This is a genomic window from Rossellomorea sedimentorum, assembly GCF_046237645.1.
GTDB lineage: Bacteria > Bacillota > Bacilli > Bacillales > Bacillaceae_B > Rossellomorea > Rossellomorea sedimentorum.
In genome coordinates this window covers 1,233,748-1,257,023 of sequence record NZ_CP143546.1, presented here as the reverse complement: position 1 = coordinate 1,257,023, position 23,276 = coordinate 1,233,748, and the positions used below count along the sequence as shown (strand labels likewise).

The 23,276-nt window shown below is 41.6% G+C and carries 19 protein-coding genes; 4 read left to right on the top strand and 15 right to left on the bottom strand.

The features are described 5' to 3' along the window. Nucleotides 1-399: 399 nt before the first annotated feature. Nucleotides 400-2,157 (top strand): B12-binding domain-containing radical SAM protein, encoded by a 1,758-nt coding sequence (locus V1502_RS06165; protein ID WP_409253491.1) that lies wholly within the window; start codon nucleotides 400-402, stop codon nucleotides 2,155-2,157. A 55-nt stretch (nucleotides 2,158-2,212) separates the two neighbouring features. Here V1502_RS06165 and V1502_RS06160 read toward each other — a convergent pair whose 3' ends face one another. Then, nucleotides 2,213-2,353, bottom strand: a complete 141-nt coding sequence (locus V1502_RS06160; protein WP_409253490.1) for a hypothetical protein — start codon at nucleotides 2,351-2,353, stop codon at nucleotides 2,213-2,215. Further along, on the bottom strand, nucleotides 2,343-2,519 hold the full coding sequence (locus V1502_RS06155) for a hypothetical protein (RefSeq protein WP_409253489.1): 177 nt from the start codon (nucleotides 2,517-2,519) through the stop codon (nucleotides 2,343-2,345). The genes V1502_RS06160 and V1502_RS06155 overlap by 11 nt, the downstream gene beginning before the upstream one ends. 177 nt (nucleotides 2,520-2,696) lie before the next feature. Here V1502_RS06155 and V1502_RS06150 point away from each other — a divergent pair, with 177 nt between their 5' ends. After that, entirely contained in the window at nucleotides 2,697-2,885 is a 189-nt protein-coding gene (locus V1502_RS06150; RefSeq protein WP_409253488.1) for a small, acid-soluble spore protein, alpha/beta type, read from the top strand. Between the two features lie 69 nt (nucleotides 2,886-2,954). On the opposite strand, the gene V1502_RS06145 is transcribed toward V1502_RS06150, so the two are convergent. The 10 genes from V1502_RS06145 to V1502_RS06100 form a co-directional block, all read right to left on the bottom strand. Further along, nucleotides 2,955-4,094 (bottom strand): anti-sigma factor domain-containing protein, encoded by a 1,140-nt coding sequence (locus V1502_RS06145; RefSeq protein WP_409253487.1) that lies wholly within the window; start codon nucleotides 4,092-4,094, stop codon nucleotides 2,955-2,957. After that, the gene (gene sigI / locus V1502_RS06140) at nucleotides 4,091-4,843 is read right to left on the bottom strand and encodes an RNA polymerase sigma-I factor (protein ID WP_409253486.1); all 753 of its coding nucleotides are present in this window, start codon (nucleotides 4,841-4,843) and stop codon (nucleotides 4,091-4,093) included. The genes V1502_RS06145 and sigI overlap by 4 nt, the downstream gene beginning before the upstream one ends. Before the next feature lie 242 nt (nucleotides 4,844-5,085). After that, nucleotides 5,086-6,240, bottom strand: a complete 1,155-nt coding sequence (locus V1502_RS06135) for a DUF5667 domain-containing protein (RefSeq protein ID WP_409253485.1) — start codon at nucleotides 6,238-6,240, stop codon at nucleotides 5,086-5,088. Nucleotides 6,241-6,677: 437 nt separating this feature from the next. Further along, on the bottom strand, nucleotides 6,678-7,142 hold the full coding sequence (locus V1502_RS06130; protein WP_409253484.1) for a hypothetical protein: 465 nt from the start codon (nucleotides 7,140-7,142) through the stop codon (nucleotides 6,678-6,680). Between the two features lie 144 nt (nucleotides 7,143-7,286). Further along, complete coding sequence (locus V1502_RS06125; protein ID WP_409253483.1) at nucleotides 7,287-8,375, bottom strand: SDR family oxidoreductase; 1,089 nt, start codon at nucleotides 8,373-8,375, stop codon at nucleotides 7,287-7,289. 114 nt (nucleotides 8,376-8,489) lie between these two features. Then, nucleotides 8,490-11,570, bottom strand: coding sequence for an efflux RND transporter permease subunit (locus V1502_RS06120; protein WP_409253482.1), 3,081 nt, complete (start codon nucleotides 11,568-11,570; stop codon nucleotides 8,490-8,492). A gap of 364 nt (nucleotides 11,571-11,934) precedes the next feature. Continuing rightward, on the bottom strand, nucleotides 11,935-12,957 hold the full coding sequence (locus V1502_RS06115) for an EAL domain-containing protein (RefSeq protein WP_409253481.1): 1,023 nt from the start codon (nucleotides 12,955-12,957) through the stop codon (nucleotides 11,935-11,937). 1,037 nt (nucleotides 12,958-13,994) lie between these two features. Further along, nucleotides 13,995-14,522 carry a nuclease-related domain-containing protein gene (locus V1502_RS06110; RefSeq protein WP_409253480.1) on the bottom strand — a complete coding sequence of 176 codons (528 nt, stop codon included), beginning with the start codon at nucleotides 14,520-14,522 and terminating at the stop codon, nucleotides 13,995-13,997. Between the two features lie 180 nt (nucleotides 14,523-14,702). Next, nucleotides 14,703-16,271 (bottom strand): peptide chain release factor 3, encoded by a 1,569-nt coding sequence (locus tag V1502_RS06105; RefSeq protein ID WP_409253479.1) that lies wholly within the window; start codon nucleotides 16,269-16,271, stop codon nucleotides 14,703-14,705. 85 nt (nucleotides 16,272-16,356) lie between these two features. Further along, a complete protein-coding gene (locus V1502_RS06100; RefSeq protein WP_409253478.1) occupies nucleotides 16,357-16,593 on the bottom strand; it encodes a YueH family protein in 237 nt (78 codons plus the stop codon). Nucleotides 16,594-16,839: 246 nt separating this feature from the next. Between V1502_RS06100 and V1502_RS06095 the strand changes: the two genes are divergently transcribed. Both V1502_RS06095 and V1502_RS06090 read left to right on the top strand, forming a co-directional pair. Continuing rightward, a complete protein-coding gene (locus tag V1502_RS06095) occupies nucleotides 16,840-18,057 on the top strand; it encodes a NupC/NupG family nucleoside CNT transporter (RefSeq protein ID WP_409253477.1) in 1,218 nt (405 codons plus the stop codon). Nucleotides 18,058-18,160: 103 nt separating this feature from the next. Beyond that, the gene (locus V1502_RS06090) at nucleotides 18,161-19,231 is read left to right on the top strand and encodes an FUSC family protein (protein ID WP_409253476.1); all 1,071 of its coding nucleotides are present in this window, start codon (nucleotides 18,161-18,163) and stop codon (nucleotides 19,229-19,231) included. 37 nt (nucleotides 19,232-19,268) lie between these two features. On the opposite strand, the gene V1502_RS06085 is transcribed toward V1502_RS06090, so the two are convergent. From V1502_RS06085 to gsiB, 3 genes are all read right to left on the bottom strand, one after another. Beyond that, nucleotides 19,269-20,738 carry a UDP-N-acetylmuramoyl-L-alanyl-D-glutamate--2,6-diaminopimelate ligase gene (locus V1502_RS06085; RefSeq protein WP_409253475.1) on the bottom strand — a complete coding sequence of 490 codons (1,470 nt, stop codon included), beginning with the start codon at nucleotides 20,736-20,738 and terminating at the stop codon, nucleotides 19,269-19,271. Nucleotides 20,739-21,040: 302 nt separating this feature from the next. Next, a complete protein-coding gene (locus tag V1502_RS06080) occupies nucleotides 21,041-22,063 on the bottom strand; it encodes a P1 family peptidase (protein WP_409253474.1) in 1,023 nt (340 codons plus the stop codon). Between the two features lie 162 nt (nucleotides 22,064-22,225). Continuing rightward, nucleotides 22,226-22,633 (bottom strand): glucose starvation-inducible protein GsiB, encoded by a 408-nt coding sequence (gene gsiB / locus V1502_RS06075; protein ID WP_409253473.1) that lies wholly within the window; start codon nucleotides 22,631-22,633, stop codon nucleotides 22,226-22,228. Between the last annotated feature and the right edge of the window lie 643 nt (nucleotides 22,634-23,276).

Below are 23,276 nucleotides of genomic sequence, written 5' to 3'. Positions count from 1 at the left end.
GCTTCACATAACTCAGACCGGCATCGTTGCCGGTCTTTTTATATGGCAGATTTTTATCTATATGCTGTGAAACTTACCTTTTTAAAATTTCAGTTATAGAATCTCAGGGTATTTGACCTCCAGCATGAATAACGCGCGTTCTGTCCAGCGCTAAGCCACTCGGGGCAGGCACCTGGAGTTGAGATCAGCAAGCAACGATCTTACGAAAGGAGCTTATTTATCTAACTACATATTCTCACCTTATATGCCAAAATCCTTCATAGAAATTGGAAATAGTACAAAATACCGAATAACATTGAGTTTGAAGGCGGGCTTGGGTACAATGTTAAAGTACTATTGGTCTAACTTATTGGCGGCCCTTTGATTCCAGAAAGTTAGATACATAAAGGAGTTTTTAGAATGAAGAAAGCTGTATTAAGCACCCTGAATGCCAAATATATACACACCAATTTAGCCATCAGGAACCTGAAGGCATTTTCAGAACCTGAGTATAATGTAGAAATATCGGAATATACCATTAAAGATCCGCTGATGAACATTGTGTCGGATCTCTACACAAAGAAGGCTGATGTAATCGGCTTCAGCTGTTATATATGGAATATAGAAGAGACAATTTCCGTAGTCAAAATGCTGAAAAAGATCTCTCCCGAAACTGTCATCATCTTGGGGGGGCCCGAGGTGTCCTACGATGTCCCTTATTGGCTTGAACGTTTGCCTGAAGTAGACTTTTTCGTCATTGGAGAAGGGGAAGAAACTTTTAAAAGCCTTCTTGGACAAATTTACGGAGAACAAAATTGGGAAGAAGTAAATGGCATCGGCTATTTAAAAGAAGGTAAAGTAAAAATCAATCCGCAAAGAAATAAACTCGATCTAAGAGAACTTCCTTCTCCGTTCCGGTTTGAGGAAGACTTAAAACACTTATCCAAACGCGTCACGTACATTGAGACCAGCCGTGGATGTCCTTTCCGCTGCCAGTTCTGTCTTTCTTCCATTGAAGTCGGGGTTCGTTACTTCGACAGGGAAAAAGTGAAAGAGGATATCCGCTTCCTTATGGAGCATGGTGCCAAAACCATTAAATTTGTTGACAGGACTTTTAATATCAGCCGAAGCTATGCAATGGAAATGTTCCGTTTCCTGATAGACGAACATCTCCCTGGGACGGTCTTTCAATTTGAAATCACAGCAGACATCATGCGCCCCGAAGTCATTGATTTCTTGAATAAGGAAGCGCCTGCTGGATTATTCCGATTCGAAATTGGCGTTCAATCCACGAACGACGAAACCAATGATCTTGTCATGAGAAAGCAGAATTTCTCCAAGCTGACAAGAACTGTCACTATGGTGAAAGACGGAAAGAAAATCGACCAGCATCTCGATTTGATTGCAGGTCTGCCTGAAGAAGATTATCAATCATTCCGCAAGACGTTCAATGATGTATTCGCTTTAAGGCCTGAAGAACTTCAACTTGGTTTCCTTAAAATGCTCCGGGGTACAGGGCTAAGGATCAATGCCGATAAACATGATTACATCTATATGGACAATGCTCCGTATGAAATACTCGGCAATAATATTCTAAGTTTTGATGATATTGTAAGAATCAAACAGGTTGAGGATGTGCTGGAAAAGTATTGGAACGACCATCGTATGGATCAAACGATCGAATACCTCGTCACCCATGTGTTTGAGACACCATTTGATTTCTTCCAAAGCTTCGGTTCCTACTGGGAGGAACGAGGGTGGTCGAGGATCGGTCACCAGCTTGAAGACTTATTCAAGAGGCTACATGAATTCCTGTCAGAGACAAGAAATGAACTGCTCCCTACAATAGAAGCCATCATGAAATATGATTATTTGAAAAACCAGCGATATAAGCCTAGGAAGGCATGGTGGCAGTCGATTCTGGAAAAACGCGACCGCTCCGAATTGTATCAGCTGATTATCCAAGATCCGACAATAGCCGGGGAGGATTTTACAAGGTTAGGATTGAATGAGAAAGACCTGCACAAGCATACGCTTGTAGAAAAACTTTCTGTTACTCCATCTTCTCAAGGAATTGAAGGGGAGTCCTGCTACCTCCTGGCCTATTACGAACCAGCCTCCGGGGCAGCACAGCTCTTTACCATTCCTGCATCGAAGCTTTTACAAAAGCAAAATTAAATACTAGTGGCAAATAAAAATGTTAAGCCCCCGGCTTAACATTTTTATGTTGTATTCAGCAATCTCTTTTCTTGTTCTGCTTTTTATTCGCCTCAGCAGTCTCAAAGTGCTTTGCGGCGTTGAAATCCCCAAATTCCATTCCAAATTCTTCTCTAAAGTTTTGTTTTTCATTCTGCTTTTTAGGATTATCTTTCATTATTCATCCTGCCTTCCCTGCCATGTTTTGAATTTCTGTTTTTGGCTTTAGCGGGGTCTTCATCTTGTGCAAACTCTGCACTAAAGTCCTTTTGCTCTGCCAGGTTTTTTCTCGGTGTCTTGTTATTTTTCTCTGCAGCATCAAATTCCGCTTTTCGTTTAGCCATCGTGACCATCTCCTTTTAATGTGTACTGGTTTTAGTTTTTCCACGATTTTTCTTTTCATGCGATTGGATAATATACATTCTTTTCACCAGGCATGCGAAAAATTACCACTCATTTTCTCCGGCATTAGAGAAAAGATAACAGTAGAAACAAAATCTTTAAGAAGGAGGGAACTATCAATGGCTAGAAGAAATAAATTATTAGTCCCTGGCGTAGAGCAATTTATGGATCAAGTAAAGTATGAAATCGCCCAGGAATTTGGAGTAACACTTGGTTCTGACACTGTTTCCCGGTCAAACGGTTCAGTCGGCGGAGAAATCACCAAACGTCTAGTGCAACAAGCTCAAACACAGCTTAAAGGAAAATAATCGAAGTGGTGAAGGGCTGCAAGTCCTTCTGCTTTGTAACTAAACAAGGCTGCCTGTTGGCAGCCTTGTTTAGTCTTCTTCTTCATCTTCTTTTTCTTCTTTTTCGTTTTTGTTTCCAGATGAATGTTTATGATGTTTTTCATTTTTTATCTTATCATTTTTATCCTTATCCTTTTGAGGCGTTTCTTCCTTTTCTTCTTTAAACTTATTTTTATGAGTTTTATCATCTTTTTCATGACCGTTCGAACTGCCATCACCGCGATGCTTTTCCTTTGACGGTTTTTTCTCGGAATCTTGGGTATCCTTCCCATTACCTTTAGCATTATGTTGTTTATCTTTCTTCTCACCACTATTAGTAGATAAGTTTGGTTTACCATTTGATTTAAGGGAATTTTCTTGTTTAGCAGCTTGTTTTTCTGCTGCGGGTACCTCTTTTGACTGGTCTGTACCGACACTCTTTTTTGATGCTTGAGGTTTTTCTTTAGGTATTGATTTCTCCTTGGGATTCTTTGTCATAGACTGTTTCTTCTGCTTTTCTTCTTTTTGTATTAATAACTGTCCTGCCGTCACCCCTACGGCTATTGCTTCTTCTCTGGCTTCAATGCTTGTTTCGACTACTGAGATATCCGCTGTTCCTTTATTTAATTTCTCTTTTGAAAGCTGCTTGATCTCCTTCTCAATCGATTCTCTATCTGTATTGTCGGCTTCCTCCGTAAATACTGTGGTGACGACAACTTTCTTTTGAGTTCCCAGATAGCCATTCTTCGTACTAACATCAATAATTTCTTCTGTTACCTCAATGATTGACTTTCCTTCCAAGTCCGGCATTTCATCCAGCATCTCTTCCGCTTCTGTATTAAACGGTTTGATATCTATCACTTCTTTGTCTTGATTGATAGTCATCTCGAAGCTGGGATTGATATCCACGGAAACATATGCATACACCTCAGGGTCCTCTAATACAGGAAGAAGGATAAATAATACCATTAGAATCGCTGCTGCCCCTGATAATACCGGCTTAACATGCAGTTTCTGCCTCAATCGCTGAAGAACGGTGGTTTTGTTTTCTTCCAGCTGGGGTAAAAAAGTCAGCTCCTCACCAATTTCATAATGTACAGATGGCTCTTTACGTGTCTTAATAAACTCACCTTCAGGAGTCATCATGATGATTGTGTCAGATTTAACCTCCATAACGATTCCTTTTTTCATTGTTTCATCCGCCCTTTTAAGTAATCCTTCAGATAATAAAAATCCTCCAACATAATAATGGAGATGGCAATAATATATTTTCTATTTCTTTCTATTGTTTTACGACTGAATCCAACTTCTTTTTCCAATAATTTAACTGGCAGGCGTTTCTTTTCCTGCAGGTATTCCAGTAAGGCAGGTGTAGTAACAACCACCTCTGCAATGGAGATAGCATTAATTCTGGCATCTTCATGTTTGGGAGAGTTTTTTACTAAATCACTGAAGGTAAGAGAATATTCCTCCAATTTTTTTGTAAATGCCACTATCTCATCTCTTCTTTCATTAGTGATCTTCTTGCGATCATATTCTTCCATAGAGATAGTATCAGTTAACTTGTTTTGCATTTCTCCTTCTTCGGTTTCATTACTTACTTCGACACTGATGATTTGGTGCCTTCCATTCATCCTGATATAGTCGATGACTTTTCTTTTTATAATCACTTCAGCAAAACTTAGGAGTGAAGCTCCACGATCACTGTTGTACTTTAGAATAGCGTCATGAAATGCTATAAAACCAATGCTGAATTCATCATCACTCTCAAAAATGTACCTTTTGCACACCGAAGAAACCGTCTTTTTCACGAACGGCTTATAATCCTCGAGGACTTGATTCAGAACTTCTTCATTACCATTTTGTATTTCTTTGGCCAGTGTTTCCAATTTGTCCTTTTTGTTTCTCTTTGCTGCAAAGATTAATAATACATTCAGCATTAGTCTCACCTCATTTCGACCCTTATTATATCATGTTAAAAGCAATCCTAAAGGGATTTGAGCATGGTAAAGGCTGCCTCTTTCATACTGACTTTGCAAAAGATGCAGTAAAAAGAGGCCCCCTTCATAGACTAATGTTCCGAATAAACGTTCTTATTCCTGCTGATTGCCGCTCTAATTATTGTTATTTCCTTTATTCTCATGGTCTTTGTCCTTCTCGGCTGATTTTTTTTATGTTCCTGTTATCTTTCAGCCCTTTCTTCTGCTCTTTCCTTTTTACGTTCTTCCTTCTCTTCCGCTCTTTCCTTTTTACGTTCTGCTTTCTCTTCCGCTCTTTCCTTTTTACGTTCTGCTTTCTCTTCTGCTCTCTCCTTTTTACGTTCTGCTTTCTCTTCTGCTCTTTCCTTTTTACGTTCTGCTTTCTCTTCTGCTCTTTCCTGCTTCTGCTCGATCTTCTCTAGTTTTTTGTCTGCTTTTTTCTGGGCTTCCTCTTCCTTTACTTCTGCTTTGGCTTGCTTACTAGCAGCCTTTTCTTGCTCTTTTTCAACCTTTTTCAATGAAGGGACAACAACTGGTGCAGCTTCTGCTTCTTCTGCTTCGACTGTTTCAGATCCCTCTTCTTTGTCTTCACTGTCATTAATCAGTGGGTCTGTAATATTTTCTTGTTCAACATTTTCCAGCTCTTCTTCTAGCTCAGCCAATTTCACAGCAAATTTTTTGTAGGTTTTTTCGATATTTTTTTGAAGAGCCGCTTTAGCCACAGGATTGTTTACCTTATCGAGCGCAGCTTGGAGCGCGATGATATTTTGCGCTAGAATTTCTTTTACTTCATTAATTGCCTCTTCTCCATCTTCAGCGGCTGCTTCTTCAGTTTGTCCGTCCTCTACCTCTTCTACCTCTTCTACCTCTGTGCCCTCTTTGTCCGAAACATCTTGATCAGAGGCTTCATCGTTCTCGGCAGATTCTTCCTCTATCGCTTCTTCAGCTTCAGCCTCCTCCATTGTTTCCAATGCTTTTTCAATCGTTTCAATTGCCTTTTCTTCTTCTCCAGCGTCAAATAACTTCTGTGCTTCCGCTAAACGTTCAGACGCAAATTCAGCCAGCAGTTTTGCCTCTTTATCATCATCTGTTAAAGCAAGCTTAATTTTTTCTAATGCTACCTTAACAAAATAAAAGAAGTCTCCCGGCACTAATGAAGGAGATTCCTTTTCCATAGTCTCTTCTTGCACCACAGTTTCATCGTTTACTATAACGTTGGTTGCATCTTCTGTTTCTGCTTTAAATTCTACTTTTTCAAATGTTTCTGTATCATTTTCATTTGCGTGTACAAATGTAGTTGAAAATGATACAGTACCTGCTGCTAATAATGCCAATGATGTTCTTGATAGTTTTGACAATGTGTTCACCTCGTATATTATTTTCAAGCGATCGCTTCTTTACAAGGTTACGAAGACTTCCGAATTCTTTTGGGGGTAGAAAACTTTTTTGTACAACTTTTTCTTCTTTGGTAGATTTTTTTAGCCTCTTTCTCCAGTAAATTGCACGGTAATCCCACTGAATACTGCCTTCCTTTCACAAAGGAAGAACCTACTACAAAAAAATCTTAAAAAACCTGTTCAAGCAGCTTTCGCATTCACCAAGTAAAGGCTTACAAAAGCGGCTTTTTCTTTTATCACTCTCAATTTATCTGAAGACTGGGTTAGGTTTAGTGAACTTATTGAGCTAAAGCGTAATATATAATTTGTCAAGAGTAGGATCATAAAAAACCTCTGCCTTCTTTAAGCAGAGGTCATACTCAGAATCTTTTAAAAAATATGCCAGGCACTTGAACACTCTATATTCGCCTTTGCAGGAAGTATTTCACGAGAAGTCCTGCTGCCACTCCCGGCAGAACACAAAGCATCGGAAAAAAAATCGGTCCTATAAAAATTTCATTAATAAAGATCTTAGGTGAAACCATCAGGCCTGTCGTTACTGTATAGGCAGTGAATACGAAAGGTAGGAAAGAGTACTTATCTCTCTCGCCTTCAGCGCTTTTAAAGGCATCCCACATAGCAAACATATACAGACAGGGATAAAACATCAGCCACTGATAATCAATCACTTCAGCTGCCAATCTGGTTTCACCGAGGAAGCTTAAACGGATGGCTTCATTGAAGTTGCTTTGGACATTGATCAGAAATTCCAGCGCAACAAAAAAAATACCCTTTATGACTGAATTTATTAATAGCTGTGGAAAACCAGGAAGAGCAATACTCCACAAGATGGCTTCGAGCTTATTTATCGATTTATTATGCATCCACTCTCATTCCATCTCCTCCATTATGTCTCGCTATTGATAGTTTGCACAGAGATGGAACTCTTATTACTTTTATTTACAATTCAAAGGAATCATTCTATTCACTGCCTCTATTCCGCCATCGTCCGGATACTTTAAGTGGATTTAATCCACCAGGACATGATACTCGGGCTTGTCGCAATTTTTTTTATAAAATTCAACCATGCTGCCTACTGTTTCTAAAAAGTCTGTACAGGCAATACCAGTCGACTTCAGGTCTTGTAAGGTGCCCTTGCAATCAAATAAGCCATTCCAGGCAAAGTAATCCAATGCTTCTTTTTCCACCCGCAAATACTTGCGGAAAGGGGAAAATTTTAAACACGAGGAAGCCAGAACCTGCGGGATTTTCCCAATAGGTTTTTTGCCGTTCATTTCCCATAAAATAGAGCTGTAAACTTCTTTGATTTTATAAGGATTTGGGTCAGTTAAATGATACGTTTTACCAATCCCTGCCGGATGATGCCCCAAATGAATAGAGGCTTTTGTAATATACTCAACGGGGACAATATTTACAAAACTGTCTCCATCCCCGATTAAAGGGATGATCGGTAAAAAAGAAAGGCGGTGAAACATATTCATAATAAAATAAGGACCGTCAAATTTGCTCGTTTCACCAGTATCGGATTTGCCTTTGACAATTCCAGGCCGGAATATCGTTACAGGGATATGTTCTTTCATTTCTTCGACAAGGCATTCCGCTTCAAATTTTGTTTCTTCGTAATGATTATGGAAGCATTCAGGCTTAACCAATTCCGTTTCCAGCAGCTTGCCGCCCCGGACACCCGCCACAAATGCGGTACTGAAATAAACATACCTCATAAGATTATGCAGCTCCAGGCAGAATTGATTTATATTTTGGGTGCCCACTACATTTACCTTATAAGCTTTCTTATAGGGAACGGATAGGTCATATATAGCTGCCAGGTGCCAAACAAAATCAATTTCTTTTTCCAGCTTTTCTTTCACAGAAGGGGTTAGCCCCAACCCTTCCTGACTGATATCCCCTTCAATGAGTATGATTTTGCCGGATGTCCCTGTTTCAGCTTCAATTCTCTTGGCATCAATCAAGGCTTTTGCTCTCATTGAAGGCAGATGCAGGCAATAAATCACGCTCTCCTTTTGACACGTTAACAACTTCTTTATAAGCTCATTCGAGATAAATCCTGGAAATCCTGTTATGAAATAGCCGGCCATAATCTCCCCCCTGTTTATACTTCCTTCAGTCATACAAACAAAAAAACCTCAAGATAGAACAGCGCTGGAGTTCTATCTTGAGGTATGAAGTACTCAAAGATTTTAATCTTATGATTATTGATATGCTCTTCTACTTCTTTTCATTCTTCGCGTCTTCTTATCAAAAAGACTGTAAATGACCGGTATGACATAAAGAGTCAAGAGGGTGGAACTCAGTAATCCTCCGATGACTGTGATGCCCATCGGCTGGTTGATTTCCGTTCCTTCTCCTATGCCAAGTGCGAGGGGTGCCAATCCCAGTATAGTAGTCAATGCCGTCATTAATATCGGCCTTGCCCTGTCTTTAACAGATTCTACTATTGCTTCATAGCTGTCCATTCCGCCTGCTTTCTTTTGATTGATATAATCCACAATCACTATTGCATTATTGACGACAATTCCGGCAAGCACAATGACCCCTATGACAGCCGAAATACTGACAGGTGTCCTCGTCAATGTAAGCGCCAAGGACACACCGATAATCATCAGGGGAACTGTGAACATTATGACAAAAGGATATTTGAAGGACTCAAATTGGGCAGCCATTACGATATAGACAAGGATGACCGCCAATCCAATGGCAAGTACCATATCGTCGATGGAGTCTTCCATAAGTTCCCTGTCTCCTGAGAATGTTACCTCTGTTTCTTCCGCCAAATCCAGACCGGCTATTTCCTCATCAACTATTTGTGAGATTTCCCCAAGATTCGTCTCTGAGGAATATTTCAATGTAAACTGAACAGAACCTTGCTGGTCAATTCTTTGAATCCTGACAGGACCGTCCTCAACACTAAAATCGACAACCTTATCAAGGGGGATAAACTGTCCCTGAGCATTTTGAATTTCTAATTTTTTCAACCGGTCAAGATTTTCAGTAATCGTCCTGTCATAGCGGACAAAAACTGTATAAATATCATCATTTTCCCCAACAATCTGCGCAGCCGGGACACCGCGGGTCACATCATTGACGGTCTGTGCTATACCGGCGGGCACCAGTCCTTCTTCAAGGGCAGCTTCCCGGTCAACTTTCAATTGGACCTCTTGAATCAATTCTTCTTGATCTGTTTTTATTTCTGTTACATATTGGGCTGACTGAAGGCTCTGTTGTATCTTTTCAACCGCTTCATCCAGCCTTTCACTATTAGTGTCTCTGACACTGAAACTAAGTGTCTGCGGACTTTGACCGGATGTGGATTGCAAGTTAAATCCTACATTCGCCGTTTCATTTTGAGCCAGTGCAGCTTTTTCCACCTCAGGCTTTAACTGATCAACAAGTTTAAAAACAGATATATCCCGCTCTTCAAGGGGAGTCAATTTGACGTATATTTCTGCGATATTCCTATTTGTCTGGCCTCTGAAGGATTGCTCTTGATTTGTTCCTGTTAACGATACATAGACATCAATTGCCTCTTTTTTTTGGAGCACATCTTCAATTGCTTCGACTACACTATTGGTCTCTTCCAAGGATGCGCCATTTTCCAATTTCACGTTCATGTTAAAAAATCCTTCATCCGTTGGAGGCAGGAATTGCGTACCTACCGTCGTCAGGCCGAAACCTCCGGCTGCGAGGAAAACTGTGGTGGTCAACAAAACCGCCCATCTGTGTCTCAAGGACCAATGTATGCTTCTCTCAAATGTCTTCATTGATTTCGAGCGCCTTCTTTGCGCTTCATGGTTGCCCTTAGGTGTCTTCAACATCCTGCTTGCCAGCATCGGGATTACTGTCAGTGCAACAACCAGAGAGGCAAAAAGACTAAATGAGATTGTCAATGCAAACTCTGTGAACAACTGCCCAATCAAACCGGAGATAAATACCACTGGCAGAAACACTGCAACAGTTGTCAGGGTAGAGGCCGTAATCGCTGTGCCCACCTCTTTGGCCCCGTCCCTTGCCGCTTGCTTCGGGTCTTTTCCCATTGAAAGGTGACGATAGATATTTTCAATCACCACTATCGCATTGTCCACCAGCATACCAATACCTAGAGCCAGCGCACCGAGCGTCATGATATTCAGCGCAAAATCGGCAAAAAACATAAGGACAAATGTCACAATAACTGAGTAAGGAATGGCTACCCCGATAATCAAAGGGCTCTTGATATTCCTTAAAAACAGGAATAATACAAGCATGGCAAATGCTCCGCCGATGATTAAGGAGTTGGCTATATTTCCTATTGCCTGTTTGATGTAATCTCCCTGATCAAACAGGACATCAGCTTCGATATTTTCATATCGATCCTGGTCCATCAGCTCGGTAAGCTTATCCTGAAAAGCCTCTGAAACTTCTGCAGTATTGGCGTCCGATTGCTGTAGAACACTCAAGAGGACCGCATCCTTCCTGTCCGCCCTTGTGATCGTGTTACTTTCCTGTTTTCTCTTTTCAACAGTGGCCACATCTTCAAGATTAATATTTTCACCGGTTTGAGGGTCTTTCCCAATGACCAGGCCAGCCACTTCCTCTGCATCGTTAAGCTGACTTACAACCCTTGTCGTCAACGTTTTTTCCCCAGTTGTAATGGTATCCCCCGGCATTGTGATATTGTTCGCCCTGATCGTATTCACAACATCACTTTGCGTCAGCTTGTATTTTTTCAGCTTATCCTGATCGAGTTCGATGGCTATCTCCTCTGCATTCACACCGGAGACATTGACACTTGCCACCCCTTCAGTTTTGGTCAAATCAAGTTTCAGATCTTCCGCAAGGTTCTGGAGGTTTTCCGCCTCTACGGTTTCTTTTAATGAAACTTGGATGATCGGGAATTGTGCTGGATCAAATTTCAGGAAACGCGGATCTTCTGCATCATCCGGAAGAGGCGTCCTATCCAGCCTCTGAAGTACTTCATCCTGTATTTCATCAATTGAAGTAGTCCATGAGAACTCAAGCAGGATAAAATTAGATCCCTCACGCGAAGTCGATTGAATACTTTTGATCCCTGGCAAAGTAGCCAGTGTATCTTCCAGTGGTTTCGTTACCTTTTCAACAACCTCCGTTGGACTAGCTCCTTCATATGTAGTGACAACCACACCGACCGGCGGATTGATATCTGGAATTAATTTAAGAGGAATCCTCAGGAGTGAGACTCCTCCCAAAATCAATATTAAAAACATCGTTACGATTGTAAAAACAGGTCTCCTAATAGAAAAATCACTTATCTTCATCCAAAATCCCCTTCCCTGGCAGACACTCTTCATAAATTTTCGGATTTACACTTACTATAATTCTTGTACCACAGTCAATCAACATTTAAGGCTTTACATGAGCATATTTAGTATCGGGAAAATCCTGGATAAAGATTCAAGAGACCAGCCAATGAAGTTAATCTCGGTTAAGCAAAGAAAACTGGAGAAGTGACCATCCTGTCTTTAGGCACTCCGGAAGCAAATGCATTAAATATCCTGGTAAGCAGGAAATAAAAGAGCTACTCAACTTTTCAAAGATCCTATTGATTACTCCGGACGCAATTTACGGAAACGCCATAAAAAAGAAGAGGGCAGAAAATCCCTCTTTCATGTGTAATTCCCCTTAGATTAGAAGAGGAACTTTCGCTTCTTTTAACGGCTTGCCGATATAATACCCTTGTGCCAAATCCACGCCGATTGATTTACAATACTCCAGTTCTTCTTTTCTTTCAATTCCTTCTGCAAGGACACGTACCCCCAACTCCCTTGAAATATGGGTTACCTCCTTGAGAAATGACTGGGAAGCTTTATTAGAATCACAGTGATCTATGTACGACCTGTCAATTTTTACATAATCGGGCTTCAGGCTGCTGAGCATTTCCAAGGTCGCGAATCCTGCCCCGACATCATCCAGGGCTACTTTCATCCCTTCTCTTTTATAGACTTCAAACACACTCTTCAAGTGTTCAACATCAGTGATCTTTTCCGTCTCTACCACCTCAAAAACAAGATCGGCGGGGTCCACATCATACTTCTCTACGAAACCGAATGTATGCTGCAAACAGAACTCCGGATTATAAATGGTCGACGGCAGGAAGTTGATGAAACTCTTTATCCCCTTTGTTAGTTGATCTTTCCTGCAGCGGATCGCTGTTTCCCGGGCTCTTTGATCCAATAAGGAATGCAGGCCAGTTTCATTGGCGGTTTGGAACAGGACCCCCGGAGATATTTCATAATCATTATCTCCCGACCTCAGCAATGATTCATAGCCATATAGAATATCATTTTTCAAATCAATGATAGGCTGAAAATGACTGATTAGCTTCCCACTCTGAATGAACTCAACCGTCTTCCGATTATCCATCCGCTTTTTAAAATCGCTGAAAGGAAGAATCCTGCTATCCTGGTGAAGCTCAGCCGATATTCCCGCTGCCCAGCTGCCTGCAGACAGGACTGGCTCCAATTCATGAAGCATCTTCAATAACTCACCGAAACTTTTATAGTTGATTTGGTAAGTGTATTTTTTTGAACGTTCACCCGAAAACGAGAAACTGCTGAAGTTCAACTCTTCCTCGCCTTGAATTGTCAAAAACCCTTTTTCATAAAAAGGAATTGAGACTCCGCAGTTGATACATGTATTTTTCATTTGTGCCTCTACTCCTAATTAGATTTTTATATTTAATAGTTCTTATTTCCTGTTTAAGTGTAACATTTTTGTTAAAGTAAGGGCTATAAACTACCTCTGATAATTTTTTTGATTTTTCTATAGTCCCTTTCTTTTAATTGGTTCCATTTGGGCTGGAGTGTCGTTACCTTTTTGACTTTAGAAGGTGTCTAGAGGCAGTTTGAGCTGCGTTTTTTCTCTCTTTTTGCCTCTAGGACCTCTCAAGACACTTTCCATACTATTTTGGAGCCTTTCTTGCCTTGAGACTCTTCCTCAAGACACTTTCCACTCTCTTTTTAGGCTCTCATTGCCTTGAGAGACTCCCTCAAGACACTATTCACTCACTTTTTGGGCTCTAATTGCCTTGAGAGATTCCCTCAAGACACTTTCCATGCTCTTTTGAACTTTTCTTGCCTTGAGACTCTTCCTCAAGACACTTTCCATTCTCTTTTGGAGCCTTTCTTGCCTTGAGAGACTTCCTCAAGACACTTTTCACTCTCTTTTTGGGCTTTTCTTGCCTTGAGACTCTTCCTCAAGACACTTTCCACTCTCTTTTTAGGCTCTCATTGCCTTGAGAGATTCCCTCAAGACACTTTTCACTCTCTTTTTGGGCTTTTCTTGCCTTGAGAGACTTCAATATAGGCATTTATTATTTTTCAACATAATAAGCATGATTTCTTGAACTTATCATTTCATAGTTAGCCGAAAGAACTCTCCTAACCGTTCGATTATCATTAATAATTCCGCACATTGCGTAAATTTTACTTGTAGTCAATTTCTCATGAGGAAACATAAGCTTGAACTCTTCTGCAGTTTGAAAGATAGCTTTTTGGGTATTCTCTTTGCCGCCAAAACAGTCGCAAACCAAAAGCCTTCCCTCTGCTGAACGATAAAAATTGTAACAATTAGAACAGAGAATTCCCTTCCGGAGATCCTCAAATTTATAATCGGGAAGCCTGGAATAAGGAGACTCATTGATATGAAGGGCTAAAAGCTTCTCCGCTAGCCTCATATCTAATTTACTTACTTTGGAATTTCCTCATGAACCTGTTTAACTGAGTTGGATAAATAATGCACGGGTTTTCAGGGGGATTATAAAGGTGAAATTCGGGGTTTACAAAAATAAGGTGCGATTCAACAAGAGGGTTGAACCCAAGTTTTTGAGCCTGCTGTCGGATGAGGGATTGAGCTCTTTTCATCTGTAGTAACGGATCTTTAATCTCTTTTCCGAGAGGATTAATCCACACACCTTCCTTTATTTTATAGTCTCCCTCAAAGTTTTTGACTTCAAAGTGGAATATAGTGCTGGAAGCAAATGCACAGGAATCAATTTGAAAAGGTGAGCCTTGATGTTCAAGCAGCAGATCATTCAGGAACACCATTTTTTTGTGCAACGGTACAGCCCATTGATCAAACTTCACTTCCCCTTGGTATCCTTTTTCCGAAGAAATCAGATTGGTTTTTGCCTCTCCTTCTAAAATAGTTCTTGCATCCAGCGACCTGAGAATTTTCAACTCGTCTTTTTCAACACGTTCTTTCAAAATCATTAGCATCTCTCCTTTAACTTCTATTTTATATCTTAATCCCTTTTTATTCCATAAGTAATTTGAAGTTTACAACGGTTCCAAATAGAGAGGCTTCCAACCCTATTAAATTTCGAATCCTAATTAAAATTCACCAATAAAAAAACAGAGGGGGGTAAACGACCTCCCTCTGTTCATAGTCCATTACAGTAAACTATACAGCTTGATATCCGGATTCTTGTCCTGGAACCATCTCATTGCAAAGTCATTCTCGAACAAGAACACAAGCCGGTCATGCCTGTCTTTAACGAGCAGGCTTCTTGAGCTGGACATGGAATCTTTCACATCAGATTCGTTTTCAATCCAGCGTGCGATTTTGCCTCCGATGTTTTCCATGATGACATCGACATTGTATTCGTTTTTCATGCGGTGCTCAAAGACTTCATATTGAAGTTGTCCCACGGCACCGATGATGATGTCTTCCGCACGTAATGTTTTATATAGCTGAATGGCGCCTTCCTGTACAAGTTGATGGATACCCTTGTGAAAATGCTTTTGTTTCATCACGTTTTTGGCGGTTACTCTCATAAACAGTTCAGGTGTGAATTGAGGAAGCTTCTCGTACTGAAGGACCTCTTTCCCTTCCACGATAGTATCGCCGATTTGGTATGTGCCTGTGTCATATAGACCAATGATGTCACCGCTCACCGCTTCATTCACCGTGCTGCGGTCATCAGCAAGAAACTGTGTGGACTGCGACAGTTTGATGGACTTCCCTGTTCTGGCCAGTGTGACGTTCATTCCTCTTTCAAATTTCCCGGAGCAAATTCGAACAAAGGCGATTCTGTCACGATGCGCAGGGTTCATATTGGCCTGAATCTTGAAGATGAATCCTGAGAAATCTTCCTTAGCAGGGTCAACATGTCCGATATCCGCTTTTCTAGGCTGAGGAGACGGAGCAAACTGCAGATAGGTTTCAAGGAATGTCTGGACCCCAAAGTTGGTCAGAGCACTTCCAAAGAAAACAGGCGTCAATGTTCCGTTAGCAATCTTCTCTTCTGAAAAGTCATTACCGGCTTCATTCAGGAGCTGGACGTCTTCCAAAGCCTGTTGATACAGACCAGACGATTTAAGTTCTTTATCACCGATCAATTCTCCATTTTCATCCAGCGGCAGGAACCGTTCCTCATCCTCTACCCTGAACTGCTCTATGCGATTATAATGACGGTCATAGATGCCGAGGAATTCCTTCCCCATACCGATTGGCCAGTTCATAGGATAAGACTCTATCCCAAGTACTTCTTCCAATTCTTCCAATACTTCAAGGGGTTCCCTTCCCTGCCGGTCGAGCTTGTTGATGAAGGTGAATATCGGAATCCCCCTCATCCGGCATACTTTAAACAGCTTGATGGTCTGTGCCTCTATTCCCTTTGCCGAATCAATGATCATCACAGCACTGTCCACAGCCATAAGTGTACGGTAGGTGTCCTCACTGAAATCCTGGTGTCCTGGGGTGTCCAGAATATTTACACGATATCCGTCATAGTCAAATGCCATGACTGAAGACGTTACGGAAATTCCTCTCTGCTTCTCGATTTCCATCCAGTCGGAAGTCGCAAACTTTCCGGTCTTTTTCCCTTTAACTGTACCGGCAGCCCTGATGGCTCCCCCGAACAACAGCAATTGTTCCGTCAATGTCGTCTTACCGGCATCGGGATGCGATATTATGGCAAACGTTCTTCTGGAAAGAACTTCATCCTTAAGTTTAGTCATTTAAAAATTACCTCTCATCTTTAAAATCTCACTGTTTCATCATATTCTTTCCTATTGCTGTTTGCAATATAAACATGGGGCAAGGCTACATTTCCCTTGTCCAATTATAGACACGTGCGGCTAATTCGGCAGCTTCCTCTTTATTCCCCACAGCAGTAGTGATTGAGTTAGTCAGAATTTCTCTCAAATCCTCAGCTTCATATGTAAAATCCACAGACCATTCTATTGAGGGGATGGCCACCATAAAATACTCTTCTTTCTTGTTTTCATAGATGAATACTTTTCGTTCTTTACCGCCGGCCAAACTTTTTCTTATTTTCATAAGCATCATTCCTTTCAATAACTTTATACACTAAAACGTAATTTATAGGGCATTAAAAAAATATCCAGGGAAAGTAAAAAGATCTCTGATAAAAGAGAACCCATTATATTATTTCACACCGGATAAAAAGATTGAAATATAACATAATAAAAAGGCACCAAAAAAATCAAATAAAGGGTTTACAATATTTAAATTTTAAAGTAACCTTACTATCCTAACGAGAATATTACATACGAGGTGAGAAATGTGCAGTTTATTTGGGGTATTATAGGGGTTTTAACTGTAATGGCCATAGCTTTTCTATTTTCAACGCATAAGCGTTCAATCAACTGGAGAACTGTTTTAGGTGGACTTGCCATTCAGCTGTTCTTTGCCTTTATCGTCTTGGAAACCGGATGGGGACAGGCAGTATTACAGGAGTTTACGAAAGTAGTTAACAACATTATCAACTATTCAAATGAGGGAATTAACTTCCTCTTTGGCGGACTGTTCACTGATGAATCCAATATTGCATTTGTATTTGCATTCAATGTCCTGCCAGTTGTTATCTTCTTCTCATCCCTGATTTCAGTGTTATACTATCTGAAAATCATGCAATTCTTCATTTTGATTCTGGGCGGAGGACTTTCTTGGTTACTTGGAACCAGAAAAGCGGAGTCCATGTCGGCAGCTGCCAATATATTTGTCGGCCAGACAGAGGCACCCTTAGTCGTACGTCCTTACTTGCCAAAAATGACGGAATCAGAATTATTTGCTGTAATGACAGGCGGTCTTGCTTCTGTAGCCGGTTCTGTATTGATCGGTTACTCGTTGCTTGGAGTTCCTTTAGAATACTTACTCGCAGCAAGCTTTATGGCTGCACCAGCCGGGCTGGTCATGGCCAAGTTATTTGTTCCTGAAACGGACGACAAACCTGAGCCTAAGGAATTCGAGATGGAAACTGATAAAGAATCGACGAATGTTATCGATGCTGCAGCAAGAGGGGCATCTGTCGGCCTGGAACTAGCATTGAATATCGGTGCCATGCTACTTGCTTTCATCGCCATCGTTGCCCTGGTCAACGGTATACTTGGCCTACTCGGCGGCTTAATTGGACTGGAAGCTTTGTCGCTCGAACTGATTCTCGGCTATGTCTTCTCTCCGCTCGCCTTTGCGATAGGCGTTCCTTGGAGTGAAGCGGTAACTGCGGGGAACTTTATTGGACAAAAACTTGTCATCAATGAATTTGTCGCCTATTCCAATTTTGCTCCACAAATTGAACAGTTATCTGATAAAACAGTTGCTATCATCAGTTTTGCCCTATGTGGATTTGCCAACTTTTCTTCGTTGGGCATCTTGCTTGGTGGACTTGGTAATCTTGCACCAAACCGCCGGAAAGATATCGCAAGACTTGGTTTGAAAGCAGTAGCTGCTGGTGCATTGGCCTCTCTCTTGAGTGCAGCCATCGCCGGGATGTTCATTTAATCAATCAGGACCGCAAGTAATGCTTGCGGTTCTTTTTTTATGCCTTTTGCTTTCTGTTGCCACTTTTTTTATACTGAAATAAGGAGCAAAAGGAGAAATTTTTATGAAAAAGACGAAAAAGTTCAAACTTATCGGCGGCAGAGTGATAAAAACGGCAATTGCCGTTTTTTTGACGGCCTTGATTTGTTATTGGCTGAATCTGCCTGTAGCTTTTGCCGTTATTACCGCTATTGTGACAATTGAACCGACCGCAGCTGATTCAATCAGGAAAGGCCTTGTCCGCTTCCCTGCATCTGCTATAGGCGCAGCACTGGCGATACTTTTCACTTTCTTGTTTGGGGATACCCCCGTCACTTATACGCTTGCTACGCTATTTACAATTGTCATTTGCCATAAGCTGCACCTGGAAGACGGCATGCTGGTTGCTACGTTAACCGCCGTGGCAATGATACCAACCACCAATGACCACTATTTCATTTCCTTTGTGTCACGTTTAGGCTCCACCAGTATCGGACTTGTGATCTCCACCCTGGTCAATATTTTCGTACTGCCGCCCAATTATTCGCCGAGAATCACCACTATGATTCATAATCTCTTTGTGAGAACAGGTAATCTGCTTGAAACAAGAATCATCGAATTGGTGTTGGATAAAAAAGCTGAAGCAAGAACCCGCTTTCTTTTTCAGGAAGTCAACAAGTCGATGGATACTATCGAAAAACTTTGCCGATATCAGCGGAAGGAATGGAAATATCACCGTCACAGCCGGAAAGAGATGAAAGAATTTCATTATGAAAGTAAGAAACTGAGTATTCTAAGACAAATTCATTATCATATAGGGAATCTAATGGTTCTTCCTCAGCATGATATACGGTGGGGAGAAGAGAAACAAAATAAGATCATTACGGCAGTGCAGTCACTCGTAGAAATCATTCAGGATCCCAAGCACGTTATTTCAGAGGATCACTACAAGAAGTATAAAGAACTCCTGGAGGAATTCTGGCATGTAAAAGACGAATTAAGAGTGGTCAAGGAAACAGACCATCATCATTTCTTCTCCACAGAAACCATTCTGCTGTATGAACTGTTGTCCATTCAGGATCTCATGGAAGAATTGTCGCATATTGATGAGATGCAGCACCGAAACGATTCTTCTCTAATACATTCACAAAACTAAGAGAAGCCGGAGGAAATGTTTCCTCCGGCTTCGTTTATCAGTTTCCGTACTTTTCTTTGCAGCGCTGGATGGCAATCTCCTTGTCGCTGTGTGGATACTTGGTATTTTCTATGATCTGGTAATCTTCATGGCCTTTACCGGCAAATATAATGATATCCCCCGGTTCACTTACATCGACTGCATGTTTAACCGCCTCTTCACGGTCACCAATCAACGCAAAATTCTCGTGTCTCATTCCCTTTCCAAGATCATTGACAATACTATCATAACTTTCATAACGGGGATCATCCGTTGTCAAAATAACATAATCAGCAATTGATGCCTTTTCAGCCATTGCCGGCCGCTTGGATTTATCCCTGTTTCCGCCGGTTCCAACAAGGAAGATAATCTTATTCTCCTTGAATGGCAGGACTGATTGAATCGCATTCTCAATGGCATCTGGTGTATGGGCATAGTCAATATACATGGATAAAGGTGCATCGGATTGAACTTTTTCCATGCGTCCGCTTACAGGAGAAAGTTCCCTGATGATCTCAACCAGCTTTTCCACTGACATTCCTTTAGCAAACAATGTTCCCATGGCTGCCAGAATATTATAGACATTGAACTTTCCTAACAGCTTGGACTCTACTTGGAAAGTACCTTCAGGTGAATGGAGGGTAAAAGTAGTATGGTCATTGTAATATTGAATGTCTTCTGCCTTGAAATCTGCAAAGGACTCCAACCCATAACTTATCACTTCGTGCGCTGTCATCTTGGAGTACCTTTCATACCATTCATCATCACTATTCAGAACAGCGTATTTGGGCTTGGTTAGGTTTTGCCCTAATTGAGAGAACAACAGGCCTTTGGCGTAACCGTAATGTTCCATCGTTTGATGATAGTCAAGATGATCATGACTCAGATTGGTGAACGTGACAACATCAAAGTCCACTCCCCATAGACGGCCAAGGGAAAGACCGTGAGAGGAAACTTCCAGGACCATATTCTCTATATCCCTGTCTATCGCTTTTTGAATCATTTCCTGATTTGTCATTACATCACAGGTAGTATTCTCACTTGGGAACATCTCTCCGTCAAGGTCGAATCCAATTGTCCCTGAAAGTGCGGAACGCTGGCCATCTTTTCGAAGGATGGAATGAATCAGGTTTGTTACGGTTGTTTTCCCGTTAGTTCCCGTTACGCCGATCACATTCATTTTTAGAGATGGATAATCATAATATTTATTGACAAGCAGGGCCATCGCTTTAAAGGTATCTTTTACTACCACCAGCGCTGCTTTCTCCAAGTCGATGTCAAGCTGTTTTTCCGCCAGGATCAATTGTGCCCCATTTTCGACAGCAGCATGGGCATAGTCGTGACCATCTACTGTAAAACCTTTTGTACAGATAAAAACGTCGCCTTTCTTGACCTTACGGGAATCAACGTGCAGTTTAGAGATATTTGAAGGAAGATTACCGTAAACGGTCTTTACCTTTAAACTCGATAGTAATTCATATGTATTCATTTCCGATTACCTCACAATATGTTGAAATCAATTACCTTCTATTGTATATTACCACTGCCAAATTGAGAAGAAAAAGAGTACTCTTTCCTAATGGCACTTTCAGCCTTAGTACTGTTCCCTAAAGGCTGTATTCGTATAAATTGTTGCTATCGAAAAAATCCAAAAGTCCGGATTTTTCCCTCGGGTACAAAGGCTTAACTAACTGAACAAGGTGATTAGCTCTTTTCTTTCTTATTTACCAGGATAATTTCGGTGGATTATCATTATAGCTCATGACCTTCATAGTAAATAGCAACAACGTTTTAGAAAAGAGTCTCCCTAAATGAAGGCGCAATCCTGCCTTTTCTCCCTTTAGTTTCTTCAGCAAAATAAACCGACGATAATATCGCTTCTTCCACCGCCTCGGCCACACCCTGAAAGATAAGATTCATGACAGCGTGGTCTTCCCTGATTGTCCTCACTGTCTCAAAAAGCTCCTCCTGTTCATGTTCCACTCTATTCTCCGTACTGAAAGCGATAACGATATCCCCGCTTCCATGATGGATATGGCTTCCTGATCTGGAAAGACCGATACTTGCCCTCTTCGCCAACCTTTTCAGCTGCCTGTCAGACATCGGGATATCCACTGCAAGAATGATCATGATGGATCCATCAGGCAGCTTCTCCCCAGTCGGTCCCAAGGGTTGATCAAGGAATTTGTTTTCTTCCCTTCTTCCAAAGTTGGATTGCACTAAACTGGCGACTGTAAAGGTTTTTCCCTCGGCTTCAATGAGCCTTGATGATGTACCTATACCGCCTTTGAATCCAAGACACAGAGTGCCTGCCCCTGCTCCTACAGCACCATTTGGGGAAGGAGCGCTGCTTGCAGCTTTGATTGCTTCCTCTGCATGAGAGGATTGCACAGCCTGCAGTCTCACTGAGTTCAGAAAGCTGTCATTGCATTCACCAACCACAATGTTAAGGGAACCTGTAGTCTCACCTATTTCCGGAGTCAGTTCCATCATATAGTTCAGCGTTCCCTGCCAAACATTTCCCACGGAAAAAGTATTCGTAAGCATGATTGGAGATTCTAAGAGCCCCAATTCATTAATTTGGACAAGGCCAGTGGTTTTACCGAAACCGTTGATAATATAGCTTGCACTGCGCACTTTATGCCGGAATAGATTCCCATCATGCGGAAGTACAGCCGTTACACCTGTTTGCACTTTTTCGCCATTTTCCTTGTCTTCGGATAGAGTGACATGTCCAACCTTTACACCTTTTACATCGGTAATGCAATTATTTATTCCCTTGGGTAAACTGCCTATTGAAAACTGAGTATTCATGCCTTCACCTCATTATACCGCTCCTATTTCTTTCCATCTTCCTACTTTAAGCTGATTAATTCAAGCTTTTTCCTGATAATTGAACAATTTAAATGAGATAAAGAAAATCTCTGCCATGGAGGCAGAGATTTCTTTACATACTGTGAAGACCGCATCATTTTATTAGGAATTATTGTTTCCGCTGCGGTTTCCGCCTTTTTCACCAATCTCCTGATAGAATTCCTTGTCGTGGTTTCGGCTTGTCGCTTCGCCGCCTTTTTCACCAATCTCCTGATAGAATTCCTTGTCATGGTTTTGGCTTGTGGCCTCGCCGCCTTTTTCTCCGATATCCTGATAGAATTCCTTATCGTGATTCTGGCTTGTGGTTTCTCCGCCTTTTTCACCAATCTCCTGATAGAATTCCTTGTCATGATTTCGGCTTGTGGCTTCGCCGCCTTTTTCACCGATATCCTGATAGAATTCCTTATCGTGGTTGCGGCTTGTCGCTTCACCGCCCAAACGTCCTGCTTCTTCTCTTGACATCTTACCGCTACTGTTGTTGTTATTATTATTGTTTTGGTTGTTTGCCATTCTAAACACTCTCCTTTAAAAGTGTAGTATTTAGCTTTAAGAAGCTTACAGTAGATATATATCCTTCCTGCCATCCAATAAACAAAAAAAGTCGAAAAATAGCGAATTGCATCATATTACCATCTGGTGAGTTTGTAATGGAAATTTTAACCCTATTTATTACCATTACATTGCGAGCGGTGTACACAATTCTTTGCTGTTAATATCCTCGCCCTGACCGCGCGGTACTTCATTTCCTGCCTCCCCTCACAATGACACACCGCGCAACAGCCACGCGGTACTTCATTTCCTGCCGCCTCCCACAATGACACACCGCGCAACGGCCACGCAGTACTTCATTTCCTCCCTCCTCTCACAATGACACACCGCGCCCTGACCGCGCGGTACTTCATTTCCGTCTTCCTCTCACAATGACACACCGCGCCACGACCGCGCGGTACTTCATTTCCTGCCTCCCCTCACAATGACACACCGTGCAACGGCCACGCGGTACTTCATTTCCTCCTACCTCCCTCAATGACACTCCGCGCAATGACCACGCGGTACACCATTCCCTTTAACACCTCATAATGATGCCCCGCGCTCATCATCAAACACCCCTATCTACACCCATTCCCGGTAATCAACACAAAAAAAGCCAACC

Bases quoted from the DNA above. Each gene is read 5' to 3' on its own strand.
- gsiB (WP_409253473.1), bottom strand. From the start codon at position 22,633: ATGGCAAACAACCAAAACAATAATAATAACAACAACAGTAGCGGTAAG.
- V1502_RS06080 (WP_409253474.1), bottom strand. From the start codon at position 22,063: ATGAATACTCAGTTTTCAATAGGCAGTTTACCCAAGGGAATAAATAAT.
- V1502_RS06105 (WP_409253479.1), bottom strand. From the start codon at position 16,271: ATGACTAAACTTAAGGATGAAGTTCTTTCCAGAAGAACGTTTGCCATA.
- V1502_RS06100 (WP_409253478.1), bottom strand. From the start codon at position 16,593: ATGAAAATAAGAAAAAGTTTGGCCGGCGGTAAAGAACGAAAAGTATTC.
- V1502_RS06160 (WP_409253490.1), bottom strand. From the start codon at position 2,353: ATGAAAGATAATCCTAAAAAGCAGAATGAAAAACAAAACTTTAGAGAA.
- V1502_RS06155 (WP_409253489.1), bottom strand. From the start codon at position 2,519: ATGGCTAAACGAAAAGCGGAATTTGATGCTGCAGAGAAAAATAACAAG.
- V1502_RS06090 (WP_409253476.1), top strand. From the start codon at position 18,161: ATGAAAAAGACGAAAAAGTTCAAACTTATCGGCGGCAGAGTGATAAAA.
- V1502_RS06165 (WP_409253491.1), top strand. From the start codon at position 400: ATGAAGAAAGCTGTATTAAGCACCCTGAATGCCAAATATATACACACC.
- V1502_RS06150 (WP_409253488.1), top strand. From the start codon at position 2,697: ATGGCTAGAAGAAATAAATTATTAGTCCCTGGCGTAGAGCAATTTATG.
- V1502_RS06130 (WP_409253484.1), bottom strand. From the start codon at position 7,142: ATGCATAATAAATCGATAAATAAGCTCGAAGCCATCTTGTGGAGTATT.
- sigI (WP_409253486.1), bottom strand. From the start codon at position 4,843: ATGCTGAATGTATTATTAATCTTTGCAGCAAAGAGAAACAAAAAGGAC.
- V1502_RS06120 (WP_409253482.1), bottom strand. From the start codon at position 11,570: ATGAAGATAAGTGATTTTTCTATTAGGAGACCTGTTTTTACAATCGTA.
- V1502_RS06115 (WP_409253481.1), bottom strand. From the start codon at position 12,957: ATGAAAAATACATGTATCAACTGCGGAGTCTCAATTCCTTTTTATGAA.
- V1502_RS06110 (WP_409253480.1), bottom strand. From the start codon at position 14,522: ATGATTTTGAAAGAACGTGTTGAAAAAGACGAGTTGAAAATTCTCAGG.
- V1502_RS06085 (WP_409253475.1), bottom strand. From the start codon at position 20,738: ATGAATACATATGAATTACTATCGAGTTTAAAGGTAAAGACCGTTTAC.
- V1502_RS06145 (WP_409253487.1), bottom strand. From the start codon at position 4,094: ATGAAAAAAGGAATCGTTATGGAGGTTAAATCTGACACAATCATCATG.
- V1502_RS06125 (WP_409253483.1), bottom strand. From the start codon at position 8,375: ATGGCCGGCTATTTCATAACAGGATTTCCAGGATTTATCTCGAATGAG.